Raw genomic sequence first — 15,400 nt, forward strand, 5'->3', positions numbered from 1 at the left:
AAGAAAATCAGGGAGAAAACCCGTGGCTGAATCCTACGACGTCATCATCATCGGCTCCGGTCCCGGCGGCTATGTCACGGCGGTGCGTTCCGCCCAGCTCGGCTTCAAGACGGCGATCGTCGAGCGCGAGCATCTCGGCGGCATCTGCCTCAACTGGGGTTGCATCCCGACCAAGGCGCTGCTGCGCTCGGCCGAGATCATGCATTATTCGAATCACCTGAAGGACTATGGGCTGAAGCTCGACGGCAAGGTCAGCGTCGACACCGCTGCCGTGGTCGACCGCTCGCGCAAGGTTTCGCTGCGGCTGAACGGCGGTGTTTCCTTCCTGATGAAGAAGAACAAGGTCGACGTGATCTGGGGCGAGGCAAAGCTCACCAAACCAGGCGAGATCGTGGTGTCCAAGACGGTCAAGAAGCCGATGGAGCCGCAGCCGCCGGTGCCGAAGGGTGTCAAGGGCGAGGGCACCTACACCGCCAAGCACATCATCCTGGCGACTGGCGCCAGGCCGCGCGCGCTGCCCGGCATCGAGCCGGACGGCAAGCTGATCTGGACCTATTTTGAGGCGATGGTGCCGAAGGAGATGCCGAAATCGCTGCTGGTGATGGGTTCGGGCGCCATCGGCATCGAATTCGCTTCGTTCTATCGCACCATGGGCGCCGAGGTGACGGTGGTCGAGCTTCTGCCGGCGGTGATGCCGGTCGAGGACGCCGAGGTTTCGAAGTTCGCGCAGAAGCAGTTCGAGAAGCAAGGCATGAAGATCATCCTCGAAGCCAAGGTGACCAAGGTCGAGAAAGGTGCCAACTCGGTCACCGCGCATGTCGAGATGAAGGACGGCAAGGTCGAGAAGATCACCGCCGACCGCATGATCTCGGCCGTTGGCGTGCAAGGCAACATCGAGGGCCTCGGGCTGGAAACGCTCGGCGTGAAGACCGATCGCGGCTGCGTCGTCGTCGACGGCTATGGCAAGACCAACGTTCCCGGCATCTACGCCATCGGCGATGTCGCGGGACCGCCGATGCTGGCCCACAAGGCCGAGCATGAGGGCGTGATCTGCGTCGAAAAGATCGCCAATGTCCCCGGCGTGCACGCCATCGACAAGCTGAAGATCCCGGGCTGCACCTATTGCAACCCGCAGGTCGCCTCCGTCGGCCTGACCGAAGCCAAGGCAAAGGCCGAGGGTAAGGACATCCGCGTCGGCCGCTTCCAGTTCGCCGCCAATGGCAAGGCGATCGCGCTCGGCGAGGACCAGGGGTTCATCAAGACCATTTTTGACAAGAAGACGGGTCAGCTGCTCGGCGCGCATATGGTCGGCGCCGAAGTGACCGAGCTGATCCAGGGTTTTGTCGTGGCGATGAACCTCGAAACCACCGAGGAAGAGCTGATGCACACGATCTTCCCGCATCCGACACTGTCAGAGATGATGAAGGAGAGCGTGCTCGATGCCTATGGCCGCGCGCTCAACGCATGATAAATTGGCGGCGTGAGACTCACACGCCGGAGCCAAGGAACCTAACGGCAAGGTAATTCGTTTCCGGATGCATTTTCACCCGTTACCTGAGGAGAGAGCATATGGACGTGAATGGCGTGGGCTGGGTCGCAGCCATCATCATCGGAGGGCTGGCGGGGTGGTTCGCCGAGATGTTCATGAAGAGCAACACCGGCATCCTGATGAACATCGTTCTCGGCATTGTCGGCGCGATCGTGCTCAATGCCATCCTGCAGGCGCTGCATTTCGGCCCCTTCGGTGTCGGCTGGTTCGCTTTCCTGATCACCGGCTTCATCGGCGCCTGCCTGCTGATCGCGGTCGGACGCATGGTGCGCCGTTAGTCCGCACCAATTCTACGTATGCGAAAAGGGCTGTGGCGGCATGCGCTGCCACGGTCTTTTTCTTTGTGCCGAAAAGTCCTAGATGATCTTTGAAAAGCGAAAGCCCGAAAGGCGATCGCCAACGAACCAGGTTCAAGATGGTCACTGTCCTCGACACGATCGCCAACGCGCCGCGCCTGCGGCACCCTGAAAAGGCGCACAAGCCCGACCAGGATGTGCTGCGCAAACCCGACTGGATCCGCGTCAAGGCGCCAATGTCGAAGGGCTATGCCGAGACGCGCGAGATCGTAAAGTCGCACAAGCTGGTGACGGTGTGCGAAGAAGCAGGCTGCCCCAACATCGGCGAGTGCTGGGAGAAGAAGCACGCCACCTTCATGATCATGGGCGAGATCTGCACGCGCGCCTGCGCCTTCTGCAACGTCGCCACCGGCATTCCGACCGCACTTGATGCCGACGAGCCGGCGCGTGTCGCGCACGCCGTCAAGCAGATGGGGCTGAGCCATGTCGTCATCACCTCCGTCGACCGCGACGATCTAGCTGATGGCGGTGCCCAGCATTTCGCCGAAGTCATCCGCGCCATCCGGGCAGCGACGCCTTTGACGACCATCGAAATCCTGACGCCCGACTTCCTGCGCAAGGAAGGCGCTCTGGAGATCGTCGTGGCGGCCAAACCCGATGTCTTCAACCATAATCTCGAGACGGTGCCGTCGAACTATCTGACCGTGCGGCCGGGCGCGCGCTACTTCCACTCGATCAGGCTGCTGCAGCGGGTCAAGGAGCTCGATCCGTCGATCTTCACCAAGTCCGGCATCATGGTTGGCCTCGGCGAAGAGCGGAACGAGATCCTGCAATTGATGGACGATCTGCGCTCGGCCAATGTCGACTTCATGACCATCGGCCAGTATCTGCAGCCATCGAAGAAGCACCATCCGGTGATCCGCTTCGTCACGCCGGAGGAATTCAAGTCCTTCGAGACGATCGGCCGGACCAAGGGTTTCCTGCTGGTGGCGTCGAGCCCGCTGACGCGTTCGTCGCATCACGCCGGCGACGATTTCGCCAGGCTGCGCGCGGCGCGTGAAGCGCTGCTCAAGAAATCAGCCTAACACGCTGGTTTCATGCCTAAATTCGAAGCCACTCGCCGCGTCGCCCATACGCCGGAGCAGATGTTCGCGCTGGTCGCGGATGTCGAGACCTATCCTCAATTTCTGCCGCTTTGCGAAGCGCTGACGGTTCGTTCGCGCAAGGAGCGCGACGGCCGGACGATTCTCGTTGCCGACATGACCATCGGCTACAAGGCGATCCGCGAGACGTTCTCGACGCAGGTGCTGTTGAAGCCGGATGAGAACGCCATCGATGTCAAATACATCGATGGCCCGTTCAAATATCTGAGCAATGTCTGGCGCTTCGAGCCGGCCGAGGGCGGCTGTACCGTCCGTTTCTTCATCGACTACGAGTTCAAGAGCCGCATTCTGGGCGCGGTGATGGGAACCATGTTCGACCGCGCCTTCCGCATGTTCGCCGAGGCGTTCGAGAAGCGCGCCGACATCATTTATGGAAAGCCGGCCTAATTAGCGCCCAGCGCGCGCAGCCCGAGTTGCAGCGCGTGCCTCACCGTCTCGTGGCGGATGAATTCGCGACCCTTGTGGCCAAACAGCTGGCGCTCGGCGACAACCGGCTGGCCGGCGAGCGCCAGGCCGAACCAGACCAGGCCGACCGGCTTGTCGGCCGAACCGCCGCCTGGGCCGGCTATGCCGGTAACGGCAAGAGAAAGGCTCGCGCGCGAATGCGCCAGCGCGCCGGCCGCCATCTCCAGCACCGTTTCGCGCGAGACGGCGCCATGCGCGTCGAGTGTAGCGGCGGAGACGCCGAGCATCTCCATCTTGGCCTCGTTGGAATAGGTGATGAAACCGCGATCGACGGCGGCCGATGAGCCGGCGATGTCGGTCAGCGCGGCGATGATCAGGCCGCCGGTGCAGCTTTCGGCCGTTGCCAGCATGATGCCGCGTTGCTGGCATGCCAGGAGCAGGGCGTTGGCGAGCTCGGCGTTGCTCATGCGGGGACTTCGCCGGGAAACACGACGCTGGCGGTGGCGATAGCCGCTATGCCTTCCTCGCGGCCGACAAAGCCGAGTTTTTCGTTGGTTGTCGCCTTGATCGAGATGCGGTCGCTGGAAATTCCCAGCATCGCCGAAAGGGCTTGCGTCATCGCCTCGCGATGCGGGCCAACGCGCGGCGCCTCGCAGATCAGCGTGATGTCGGCATTGGCGATCCGCCCGCCGCGCCCGCGCACCAGCTTCGCCGCGTGCTCCACGAAGATTTTTGAAGCCGCGCCCTTCCATTGCGGATCGGAGGGCGGGAAATGCGTGCCGATGTCGCCGGCGCCACAGGTGGCGAGCAGCGCGTCGGTCAAGGCATGCAGGCCGACATCGGCGTCCGAATGTCCCGACAGTTTCTTGCCGTGCGGGATGGCAATGCCGCACAAAGTGACATGGTCGCCGGGCTCAAACGCGTGCACGTCATAGCCGTTGCCAGTGCGGATGTCGGGAAAACGCTGATGTTCGCCGGAAAGCCGCTGATCCGCCATCGCGATGTCCCTTGCCCAGGTCAGTTTGACATTGTCCGGTGATCCCTGGACGATTTTTACCGGAATATGCGCCCATTCGGCGATCGCGGCGTCGTCGGTGAAATCCGTCTTGCCCAAATGATGGGCCTTTTCGTGCGCAGCCAGGATCGGCCAGAAAGGAAAGCCCTGCGGCGTCTGCGCGGCATGAAGCCCGTTTCTGGAAACCGTCTCTTCGATCATGCCGGCGGCCGACTCGCGCTTCAGCGTGTCGGCGACGGGCAGAGCCGGCAGCGCGCCCTGGCGCTCGCCGATGGCCTCAATCGTGCGGTCTATCAGGCCGGCGTCCACGAAGGGACGCACGGCGTCATGAACGAGAACCCGGCTCGGCGCATGTTCCCGCAGCGCAAGCAGGCCAAGCCGGACCGAGGCCTGCCTCGATTCGCCGCCGATCACGGCTGTGACCCGGTCGGCATTTGCGCCAGCCGCGCGGCGGAAGAGCGCGCGGTCGTCGGCATGAATGGCGACGATGACGGGACCGGTTCTCGGGTGCGAAAGAAACATATCCAGCGTGCGCGCAATGACAGCGCTGCCGCCGATGCTCTGGTACTGCTTCGGGCCATCGGCCTGGCCGGCACGCGCACCACGGCCGGCGGCGACGATAACCACGCCAACCTTGTCGCCCGCAGCCACTTGTTTTTCGCTTGCATCTGTCATTGTGAGTGCCTTAGTCGCGGCTATCGTCGAAGGCCAGCATTTTCCCGAATGCGTCTTGATGTGGCGTCATTCCGCGTTGCACATTGCCAGCATTCTGGCTAGAGAATGTGCAGCAATTGAACATGCTTGGTTTTTGTGCATGCCTGATGTGACCAAATTGGCTTCGCCGCTGGACGTGGGCGGCGTGAAAATCCGCAATCGCGTCTTTCTCGCGCCGATGTCGGGGATTACCGACGAACCCTTCCGGCAGCGCGCCCATGCGCACGGTGCGGGCCTGGTCGTATCCGAAATGGTGGCCAGCGGTGAGCTTGCCAAGGGCAGGGCAGGTTGCGACCTGCGCATCCGTCACTCCGGCCTGCCGGTACACATGGTCCAGCTTGCCGGCCGCGAGGCCGCGCATATGGCCGAAGGCGCGCGAATCGCCGCCGGTGAGGGCGCCGACATCATCGACATCAACATGGGCTGCCCGGCCAAGAAGGTGACGGGCGGCTATGCCGGTTCGGCGCTGATGCGCGATCTCGACCACGCATTGTCGCTGATCGAGGCCGTGGTTGGTGCCGTCGAGGTGCCGGTCACGGTCAAGATGCGGCTCGGCTGGGATGAAAGTGCGCTCAATGCACCTATGCTGGCGCGCCGCGCCGAACAAGCCGGCGTCAGGATGGTGACGGTGCATGGCCGCACGCGTTGCCAGTTCTATCAAGGCAAGGCGGACTGGCGCGCCATCGCCCGCATCAAGAACGCCGTGTCGATCCCGGTTGTCGCCAATGGCGATGTCGGCTCGCCGGCGGAGGCCGCCGATATCCTTGACCAGTCGGGCGCCGATGCGGTGATGATCGGCCGCGCCCATTACGGCGCGCCATGGACGGCCGGCAGAATCGCTGCGGCCGCAGCGGGCAATCCAGCCTCCGGCATCCCGGAAAGCCCGGCAGCCTTGGCCGACTACATCGCCTCCCACTACGAGGACATGCTGACCCTTTACGGCGTCGAAAGCGGCCTGCGCCAGGCACGCAAGCACCTCGGCTGGTACCTCGACCGCAACGCCGCCGGCGTTGCTGACGACCGGCGCAAGGCGATCCTGACCTCGTTCGAACCCGCCCGTGTGATCGCTGAGCTGCGCGATGTGTTTTCAAGCGCTGCCGGTGCGATGAACCTGCGGAGCGCGGCATGAGCGCCACCGTTACACAGGGCACCGACATGGCGAAAGCCGCCCACATCGTGCTCAACACCATCCGCCGACCGGTGATCATGGTGGATACGGAGGGGTTCATCACCTACGCCAATGCCGACGCCGAAGACTTTTTTCGCTCGAGTGCGACCATGCTCGCCCGCAACACGCTGCCAAAACTCATTCCCTTCGGCAGCCCGCTGTTGACGCTGGTCGACCAGGTGCGCGAGCGCCGCGCGCCGGTCAACGAGTACCGCGTTGATGTGTCGTCGCCCCGTCTCGGCATCGAAAAGGTCGTCGACCTCTATGTGGCGCCGGTGCCGGAATTCCCAGGCTCGGTCGTGGTGATGTTCCAGGAGCGGTCGATGGCCGACAAGATCGACCGGCAAATGACGCATCGCGGTGCGGCGCGCTCGGTCACTGGCCTTGCCGCCATGCTTGCCCACGAGATCAAGAACCCGCTGTCGGGCATACGCGGTGCTGCCCAGCTGCTCGAACTCTCGGCTTCCGACGAAGACCGCGCACTGACGCGGCTGATCACCGACGAGACCGACCGCATCGTCTCGCTGGTCGATCGCATGGAGGTGTTTACCGACGAGCGGCCGATCGACCGCTACCCGGTCAACATCCATGTCGTGCTCGACCACGTGAAGGCGCTTGCCAAGAACGGTTTTGCCAAACGAATCAAGATATTGGAGGACTATGATCCATCATTGCCTCCGGTGTTCGCCAACCGCGACCAGCTGATCCAGGTGTTCCTCAACCTGGTCAAGAACGCCGCCGAGGCGATCGGCAGCGATCCGCACGGCGAGATTATCCTGTCGACCGCTTTTCGGCCGGGCATCCGTGTTTCAGTGCCGGGGACGCAGGATCGCGTCTCGCTGCCGCTGGAATTCTGCGTGCGCGACAATGGTTCCGGAGTTTCCGAGGACATCCTGCCGATCCTGTTCGACCCCTTCATCACCACCAAGCCGAATGGTTCAGGCCTCGGCCTGGCGCTGGTGGCAAAAATCGTCGGCGAACATGGCGGCATCATCGAATGCGATTCGACGCCGCGCGGAACCACCTTCCGCATCCTGATGCCGGCCTGGAAAGAAACACCCTACGACACTGCCGATGATGAAGGCGAAGGAGACCGCAAATGACGGTTCGCGGCAATATTCTCGTCGCCGACGACGACGCGGCCATCCGCACCGTGCTCAATCAGGCGCTGTCGCGCGTCGGCCATGAGGTGCGCGTGACCTCCAACGCCTCGACGCTTTGGCGCTGGGTGGCTGCGGGCGAGGGCGATCTGGTGATCACTGACGTGGTCATGCCGGACGAGAACGCTTTCGACATGCTGCCGCGCATCAAGAAGGCACGGCCGGAACTGCCGGTTATCGTCATGAGTGCGCAAAACACCTTCATGACCGCGATTCGCGCTTCTGAAACCGGCGCTTACGAATATCTGCCGAAGCCGTTCGACCTGACCGAGCTGCTCAACATCGTCAACCGGGCACTTTCCGAGCCGCGGCGACCGAAGATCGACACCGGGCCGGCCGAGCAGCCGGAAACGATGCCGCTGGTCGGCCGCTCGGCGGCCATGCAGGACATCTACCGCATGCTGGCGCGCATGATGCAGACCGACCTGACGGTGATGATCTCAGGCGAATCGGGTACCGGCAAGGAACTGGTGGCCCGTGCATTGCACGAATATGGCCGCCGCCGTGGCGGCCCGTTCGTCGCGATCAACATGGCGGCAATCCCGCGCGATCTGATCGAATCGGAACTGTTCGGCCATGAGAAGGGCGCCTTCACCGGCGCGCAGAACCGCTCCACCGGCCGTTTCGAACAGGCTGAAGGCGGCACGCTGTTCCTCGACGAGATCGGCGACATGCCGATGGAAGCGCAGACGCGGCTTCTGCGCGTGCTGCAGCAAGGCGAATACACCACGGTCGGCGGACGCACGCCGATCAAGACGGATGTGCGCATCGTTGCCGCCACCAACAAGGATTTGCGCACGCTGATCAACCAGGGGCTGTTTCGCGAGGACCTTTTCTATCGCCTGAACGTCGTGCCGCTCAGGCTGCCGGCGTTGCGCGAGCGGTCCGAGGACGTTCCGGATCTGGTGCGCCACTTCTTTAAGCTTGGCGCCATGGAAGGCCTGCAGACCAAGCGCATTTCCACTGGCGGCATCGAGCTGATGAAGCGCTATCCGTGGCCCGGCAATGTGCGCGAACTGGAAAACCTGGTTCGCCGGCTTGCCGCCCTCTACTCCCAGGACGAGATTTCGGCCGAGATCATCGAAGCCGAACTGAAGACCGGCGAGAGGCCGGTGGTTCCGGGCGGCGGCAACCTCATTCCGGACGACCTGTCCATCGGCCAGGCGGTGGAGCATTTCCTGCAGCGCTATTTTACGTCATTTGCCGGCGAATTGCCGCCTGCCGGCCTCTACCAGCGCATTCTGTCCGAGGTCGAATATCCGCTGGTGCTGGCCTCGATGACGGCAACGCGCGGCAACCAGATCAAGGCCGCGGAACTGCTGGGCTTGAACCGCAATACGCTGCGCAAGAAGATTCGCGAGCTCGGCGTCAACGTCTACAAATCGTCGAGGTCTTGAAATCACAAATCCGGACGAAAGGGTGTAGGCCCGCCGTTTTTCCGGGGATCGAGCGCCGAAAGATTTCCGTCTCGGTCACACTTGTTGCATAATCGCCACAATGCGTTGCATACATCCGACGCAATCAATGGCTCCAGACGGCGACATGGCTCCGCAGGCTCCGACACTGAACGAACCGCTTTTCAGCGAACCCGGCGCAAGGGATGGGCGCCGGCTGCTTGCGTTGCCCGGCGTGGTTGCAATTGCCGGTGCGCTGATTACGGCCGCGATCTCGTTTGCCATTCTCGTCGGCGCCACGCCGATCACACCGGACGAGAAGACGACGCTGGCGCTTATTGCGCTCAATGCCACCTTCGTCCTGTTCCTGATCGCGCTGGTTGGCCGCGAGGTGCATCGCATCGCGATGGCGCGCCGGCACGGCAAGGCGGCGTCGCGGTTGCATGTGCGCATCGTGGCGATGTTTGCGCTGGTCGCTGCCATTCCCGCCATCATGGTGGCCATCATCGCCTCGATCACGCTCGATATCGGCCTCGACCGCTGGTTCGAGATCCGCACCAAGACGATCGTCAATTCGTCGCTGTCGATCGCCGATGCCTATGTGCAGGAAAACGCCCGCAATCTGCAGGGTACGACACTGTCGATGGCCTATGACCTCGATGCGTCGCGCACGCTCTACGGCCTCGATAGGACTGGCTTTCTCGACCTCATGAACAAGGAAGCCGTCGGACGAACATTGGCCCATGCGGCGCTGATCAAGCCTGACGGCTCGTTCGTCATGAGCGCCAAGACCGACACGGATTTCGCCATGCCCGAGCCGCCGGAAGGTGCCGTAGCCAGCGCTGCCGACGGCAAGCCGGTGCTGATCGAACCAAAGACCCGCAACATCATGGGCGCCATCGTCAAGTTGCGCGAGATCGAAGGGCTCTATCTCTACACCATTCGCCTCGTCGATCCCGAAGTCATCAAGGCGCGGCAGATCGTCCAGTCCAACACCGCAGAATATCGCGGCCTGGAAGAAAATCGCCGCACGTCACAGGTGGCGTTTGCGCTTCCCTATCTGTCCTTGACGCTGATCATCATCCTGTCGGCCATCTGGACCGGCATTGCGGTCGCCGACCGCCTGGTGCGGCCAATCCGCCAGCTGATCGGTGCGGCTGACGAGGTTGCGACCGGCAATCTCGACGTCGCCGTCGCCGTTCGACCTTCCGACGGCGATGTCGCATCGCTCGGCGATACGTTCAACAAGATGCTGCTGGAGCTGAAATCGCAGCGCAACGAGATCCTCTCCGCCAAGGATTTGATCGACGAGCGCCGGCGCTTTTCGGAAGCGGTGCTTGCCGGCGTTACCGCCGGCGTCATCGGCGTCGACCCTTACGGCATCGTCACCATCGTCAACAAATCGGCCGAGACGATGCTGGCCATATCGGCAACCGGAGCGCTCGGGCAGAACCTTTCCGCGGTGCTGCCGCATGTCGGCCGCGTCTTCGAGATCGGCCGCAAGTCGGGCAAGCCGGTCTACCGCGAGCAGGTGACCTTCTATCGCGCCGGTGCCGAGCGGACCTTCAACGTGCAGATCACCATCGAGGCCGGCGACGACGGGTCGGAAGAAAAATCCTATGTGGTGACGGTCGACGACATCACCGACCTGGTGCAGGCACAGCGTTCGTCGGCCTGGGCCGACGTGGCGCGGCGCATTGCCCACGAGATCAAGAACCCGCTGACGCCGATCCAGCTTTCGGCCGAGCGCATCAAACGCCGCTTCGGCAAGGTCATCACCGAGGACCGCGAAATTTTCGACCAGTGCACCGACACGATCATCCGGCAGGTCGAGGACATCGGTCGCATGGTCGACGAATTCTCGGCTTTTGCCCGCATGCCGAAGCCCGAGATGAAGGCTATCGACTTGCGCGAATCGTTGCGTGAGGCTTCGTTCCTGGTCGAGGTGAGCCGTGCCGACATCGCTTTCGAACGCGTCTTCGGCAACGAGCCGCTGAAGGGCACGTTCGACAGCCGCCTGATGGCGCAGGCTTTCGGCAACGTCATCAAGAACGCCGCCGAGGCCATTGACGGACTTGATCAAAATGACCGCCCGCACGGCATAATCCGGATTCAAGCCGGGCGCCAGAATGGCGCAATCAGAATCGATGTCATCGACAATGGCAAAGGTTTGCCGCGCGAGAATCGCCAACGGCTGCTCGAGCCCTATATGACGACACGCGAGAAGGGCACCGGGCTCGGTCTGGCAATCGTCAAGAAGATCGTGGAGGACCATGGCGGACGGCTCGAACTGCATGACGCTCCAAAGGATTTCCACGAAGGGCGCGGCGCGATGATCAGCATCATCCTGCCGCCCGCCGCCGCCGCCACTGCTGCCGCGCCGTCGCGTGGCGAGGGCAGGGCGGAACACGAAAGAGAAACTGAAAAGGTCGGTAATGGCGTCTGATATTCTCATCGTCGATGACGAGGAAGACATCCGTGAACTCGTCGCGGGCATTCTGAGCGACGAAGGTCATGAAACCCGCACGGCATTCGATGCCGACAGCGCGCTGGCGGCGATCGCCGACCGGGCGCCACGGTTGATTTTCCTCGACATCTGGCTGCAGGGCTCGCGTCTCGACGGCCTGGCATTGCTTGACGAGATCAAAACCATGCACCCGACCTTGCCGGTGGTGATGATCTCCGGCCATGGCAACATCGAAACGGCGGTGTCGGCCATTCGCCGTGGCGCCTACGATTTCATCGAGAAACCGTTCAAGGCCGACAGGCTGATCCTGATTGCCGAACGCGCGCTCGAGACCTCCAAATTGAGACGCGAGGTTTCGGATCTCAAGCAGCGCAGCGGCGAAACCTTCGACCTGATCGGCATGTCGTCGGCGATGAGCCAGTTGCGGCAGACCATCGAGCGCGTCGCGCCGACCAACAGCCGCGTCATGATCATCGGCCCCTCCGGTTCGGGCAAGGAACTGGCGGCGCGTGCCATCCACACGCTGTCGGCGCGCAAGGGCGCACCGTTCGTGACGCTGAGTGCCGCCAACATCACGCCCGAGCGCATGGAAATCGAGCTGTTCGGCACCGAATCCAACGGTGTCGAGCGCAAGGTCGGGGCGCTGGAAGAAGCGCATCGCGGTATCCTCTATATCGACGAAGTGGCCGACATGCCGCGCGAGACGCAGAACAAGATCCTGCGCGTGCTGGTCGAGCAGCAATTCGAGCGGGTAGGCGGGACCAAGCGGGTCAAGGTCGATGTCCGCATCATTTCGTCGACCTCGCAGAACCTGGAGGCGATGATCGCCGACGGCCGTTTCCGCGAGGATCTCTATCATCGCCTGGCGGTGGTTCCGGTCATGGTGCCGGGGCTGGCCGAGCGGCGCGAGGACATCCCCTATCTGGTCGACAATTTCATGAAGCAGATTGCGCGCCAGGCCGGCATCCGGCCTCGTCGCATCGGCGATGATGCGCTGGCGGTGCTGCAGGCGCACAACTGGCCCGGCAACGTCCGCCAGCTGCGCAACAATGTCGAGCGGCTGATGATCCTGGCGCGTGGCGACGATGTCGATGCGCCGATCACCGCCGACCTTTTGCCGGCAGAAATCGGCGATGTCATGCCGCGCACGCCAAACCAGTCCGATCAGCACATCATGGCGTTGCCGCTGCGCGAAGCGCGCGAACAGTTCGAGAAGGACTATCTGATCGCCCAAATCAACCGTTTTGGCGGCAACATCTCGAAGACGGCTGAGTTCATCGGCATGGAGCGTTCCGCACTTCACCGCAAGTTGAAGTCGCTGGGCGTCTGATCGGCCCAGCTCGCCGTGGCCCACGCAATTGTCGGTTACGGCGGCGGCGGAATCGCCTAAAGACAGCCGGGTCTATTCTCGAGGGTTTCTGAATGCCGCGCATTGCCTATGTGAACGGGCGCTACGTCGCCCATGCCGACGCTGCCGTGCATATCGAAGACCGTGGCTATCAGTTCGCCGACGGCGTCTACGAGGTCTGCGAGGTGGCACGCGGCTTCATCGTCGACATGCCGCGCCATCTCGCACGGCTGAACCGCTCGCTGACCGAATTGTCGATTGCCTGGCCGGTCACCCAAGGTGTGCTGCCGCTCATCCTGCGCGAAGTGGTCAACCGCAACCACGTCACCAACGGCCTGGTTTATGTCCAGGTGACGCGCGGCGTCGCTAGCCGGGACTTTGTTTTCCCGGCGGCGGACACCAAGCCGTCCCTGGTGGTGACCGCCAGGAAGGCCGATCCGGCGGCTGGAGCAAAGCGAGCCGAGACCGGCATCGCCGTCATCACCGTGCTCGAGAACCGGTGGGACAGGGTCGACATCAAGACGGTTGGACTGCTGCCCAATGTATTGGCCAAGCAGAAGGCCAAGGAAGCCGGCGCCCAAGAAGCGTGGTTTGTCGACACCGACGGCAACGTCAAGGAAGGCGGCTCATCGAACGCTTGGATCGTCACGCGGGATGGTGTTCTGGTCACCAGGCCAGCCGAGCATGGCATCCTGCGCGGCATCACCCGCACGACGCTGTTCGAGGTGGCAGCCAAGCTCGGCTTAAAGATCGAGGAGCGGGGTTTTTCGGTCACTGAGGCCAAGGCCGCGCGCGAGGCTTTCATCAGTTCAGCGACGACAATTGCCATGCCTGTCGTGGCCATCGATGGCGATCCGGTCGCCAACGGACATCCCGGTTCTGTGACACTTTCGTTGCGGCAGGCCTTTTTTGACATTGCGGAAAAAAGTCCAGCCTGATAACCGCACAGGTGGAATGCACATCAATATATCTCGTTCTGCTTGTCGTTACTGACGGCAAGAGGGGGTTTGCGCGCTTGACATGTGCCGTTTAGTTTGGCGCACTGGGCTGCAAACCGAAGGGGATCGGCGAAAGACAAGAACAATGGCGGAACGATCGCAAAACCTTCAGGACCTGTTCCTGAACTCAGTTCGCAAGAGCAAGAACCCACTCACCATCTTCCTGATCAACGGCGTCAAGCTGACCGGCGTGGTCACTTCGTTCGACAATTTCTGTGTCCTGCTGCGGCGTGACGGTCATTCTCAGCTCGTCTACAAGCACGCCATTTCCACGATCATGCCGAGCCAGCCGGTTCAGATGTTCGATGGCGAGGAAAGCCAGGGCGCCTGATTGGCACGTGAGAAAGACGCGGACGCTACAGTTCGCGGAAAACCAACGCATCATCCCGGGACGGAAGCCAAGGGCCCGACCCGGGCCGTTGTCATTGTGCCCGTCCTTACCCGCCACCAGCGCAATGACGACGAGACGAACCGTCCACGGCTGACGCGTTCGGCCGAGGCCCGCCATGACGAAGCGGTCGGCCTTGCGCGCGCCATCAACCTCGATCTGATCCACACGGCGGTGGTGACCGTCAACGATCCACGCCCGGCGACCTTGCTCGGCAGCGGCAAAGTCGCGGAGTTCGCCGAGATCGTCAAAGAGGGGCACGCGGAAGTGGTCATCGTCGACCATCCGCTGACGCCGGTGCAGCAGCGCAATCTCGAAAAAGAGATGAACGCCAAGGTGTTGGACCGCACCGGGCTGATCCTCGAGATATTCGGAGAGCGCGCGCGGACCAAGGAAGGCACGCTGCAGGTCGAGCTTGCGCATCTCAACTACCAGAAGGGCCGGCTCGTACGCAGCTGGACCCACCTGGAACGCCAGCGCGGTGGCGCCGGCTTCCTCGGCGGCCCCGGCGAAACGCAGATCGAGTCCGACCGGCGGCAGTTGCAGGAGAAGATCATTAAGCTGAAGCACGAGCTGGAAACGGTGCGGCGCACGCGTGACCTGCACCGCGCCAAGCGCAGGAAGGTGCCGTTCCCGGTGGTGGCGATTGTCGGCTACACCAATGCCGGCAAGTCGACGCTGTTCAACAAGGTGACCGGAGCAGACGTGCTGGCGGAGGATATGCTGTTCGCCACGCTAGATCCGACGCTGCGCCGGGTGCGCCTGCCGCATGGCACGCCGATCATCCTTTCGGACACGGTCGGTTTCATCTCGGATCTGCCGACGCATCTGGTCGCCGCCTTCCGGGCAACGCTGGAAGAGGTGGTCGAGGCCGACCTCGTCATCCATCTGCGCGACATCTCCGATCCCGACACCGCCGCGCAGGCGGAGGATGTCGAGCGCATCCTGGCCGATCTCGGTGTCGATGCCGGCGACGCCAAGCGCGTCATCGAAGTCTGGAACAAGATCGACCGGCTCGACGAAGGCAACCGGGCGAGGCTGCTTGCCGACGGTGCTGACGGCAAGGCGCCGCCGGTCGCCATATCGGCGGTTACCGGTGAGGGCATCGATGCGCTGAAGGCGATCATCGAGACACGGATGTCGGGCGAACTGGAGGAGTTGACCGTGACGATCAAACCGGCGCAGTTCGGGCTTGTCGACTGGCTCTACCGCAATGGCGACATCGTATCGCGCGCCGACAACGAGGATGGCAGCACAACCATCTCGCTCATGGCCACGCACAGCGCCAAACAAGAGATCGAAAGCCGTTTGCACCGTAAAAACAACGGTTAGCGG

General features: G+C 62.7%; 14 protein-coding genes. 12 read left to right on the forward strand and 2 right to left on the reverse strand.

The window, feature by feature from the left end; genetic code table 11:
- Positions 1–22: 22 nt before the first annotated feature.
- From lpdA to AC1D0N_RS19680, 4 genes are all read left to right on the forward strand, one after another.
- The gene (gene lpdA, locus AC1D0N_RS19665) at positions 23–1,468 is read left to right on the forward strand and encodes a dihydrolipoyl dehydrogenase (RefSeq protein ID WP_477246757.1); all 1,446 of its coding nucleotides are present in this window, start codon (positions 23–25) and stop codon (positions 1,466–1,468) included.
- 101 nt (positions 1,469–1,569) lie between these two features.
- The gene (locus AC1D0N_RS19670; RefSeq protein ID WP_477246759.1) at positions 1,570–1,827 is read left to right on the forward strand and encodes a GlsB/YeaQ/YmgE family stress response membrane protein; all 258 of its coding nucleotides are present in this window, start codon (positions 1,570–1,572) and stop codon (positions 1,825–1,827) included.
- 137 nt (positions 1,828–1,964) lie between these two features.
- On the forward strand, positions 1,965–2,930 hold the full coding sequence (lipA, locus tag AC1D0N_RS19675; RefSeq protein WP_477246761.1) for a lipoyl synthase: 966 nt from the start codon (positions 1,965–1,967) through the stop codon (positions 2,928–2,930).
- 12 nt (positions 2,931–2,942) lie between these two features.
- Complete coding sequence (locus tag AC1D0N_RS19680) at positions 2,943–3,395, forward strand: type II toxin-antitoxin system RatA family toxin (RefSeq protein WP_477246763.1); 453 nt, start codon at positions 2,943–2,945, stop codon at positions 3,393–3,395.
- Here the strand turns inward: AC1D0N_RS19680 and AC1D0N_RS19685 are convergent.
- Together AC1D0N_RS19685 and AC1D0N_RS19690 are read right to left on the reverse strand one after the other, a co-directional pair.
- Positions 3,392–3,880, reverse strand: a complete 489-nt coding sequence (locus AC1D0N_RS19685; protein WP_477246765.1) for a CinA family protein — start codon at positions 3,878–3,880, stop codon at positions 3,392–3,394. The genes AC1D0N_RS19680 and AC1D0N_RS19685 overlap by 4 nt on opposite strands.
- Positions 3,877–5,103: a bifunctional 2-C-methyl-D-erythritol 4-phosphate cytidylyltransferase/2-C-methyl-D-erythritol 2,4-cyclodiphosphate synthase gene (locus AC1D0N_RS19690; protein ID WP_477246767.1), complete on the reverse strand. Its 1,227-nt coding sequence runs from the start codon at positions 5,101–5,103 to the stop codon at positions 3,877–3,879. Before AC1D0N_RS19690 ends, AC1D0N_RS19685 begins: the two co-directional genes overlap by 4 nt.
- A 139-nt stretch (positions 5,104–5,242) precedes the next feature.
- On the opposite strand from AC1D0N_RS19690, the gene dusB reads away from it, so the two are divergent.
- The 8 genes from dusB (at position 5,243) to hflX (ending at position 15,397) form a co-directional block, all read left to right on the forward strand.
- Positions 5,243–6,271 (forward strand): tRNA dihydrouridine synthase DusB, encoded by a 1,029-nt coding sequence (gene dusB, locus AC1D0N_RS19695; RefSeq protein ID WP_477246769.1) that lies wholly within the window; start codon positions 5,243–5,245, stop codon positions 6,269–6,271.
- Positions 6,268–7,413 (forward strand): two-component system sensor histidine kinase NtrB, encoded by a 1,146-nt coding sequence (locus tag AC1D0N_RS19700; RefSeq protein WP_477246771.1) that lies wholly within the window; start codon positions 6,268–6,270, stop codon positions 7,411–7,413. The genes dusB and AC1D0N_RS19700 overlap by 4 nt, the downstream gene beginning before the upstream one ends.
- A complete protein-coding gene (ntrC, locus tag AC1D0N_RS19705; RefSeq protein ID WP_477246773.1) occupies positions 7,410–8,867 on the forward strand; it encodes a nitrogen regulation protein NR(I) in 1,458 nt (485 codons plus the stop codon). Before AC1D0N_RS19700 ends, ntrC begins: the two co-directional genes overlap by 4 nt.
- A gap of 145 nt (positions 8,868–9,012) precedes the next feature.
- Complete coding sequence (locus tag AC1D0N_RS19710; RefSeq protein ID WP_477246775.1) at positions 9,013–11,310, forward strand: sensor histidine kinase NtrY-like; 2,298 nt, start codon at positions 9,013–9,015, stop codon at positions 11,308–11,310.
- Positions 11,300–12,661: a nitrogen assimilation response regulator NtrX gene (gene ntrX / locus AC1D0N_RS19715; protein ID WP_477246777.1), complete on the forward strand. Its 1,362-nt coding sequence runs from the start codon at positions 11,300–11,302 to the stop codon at positions 12,659–12,661. The genes AC1D0N_RS19710 and ntrX overlap by 11 nt, the downstream gene beginning before the upstream one ends.
- Before the next feature lie 92 nt (positions 12,662–12,753).
- Entirely contained in the window at positions 12,754–13,617 is an 864-nt protein-coding gene (locus AC1D0N_RS19720; RefSeq protein ID WP_477246778.1) for a D-amino-acid transaminase, read from the forward strand.
- A 145-nt stretch (positions 13,618–13,762) separates the two neighbouring features.
- The gene (hfq, locus tag AC1D0N_RS19725) at positions 13,763–14,008 is read left to right on the forward strand and encodes an RNA chaperone Hfq (RefSeq protein WP_006202172.1); all 246 of its coding nucleotides are present in this window, start codon (positions 13,763–13,765) and stop codon (positions 14,006–14,008) included.
- Positions 14,009–15,397: a GTPase HflX gene (hflX, locus tag AC1D0N_RS19730; protein ID WP_477246780.1), complete on the forward strand. Its 1,389-nt coding sequence runs from the start codon at positions 14,009–14,011 to the stop codon at positions 15,395–15,397.
- Positions 15,398–15,400 lie beyond the last annotated feature (3 nt).

The organism is Mesorhizobium sp. P2_E10 (assembly GCF_056404235.1).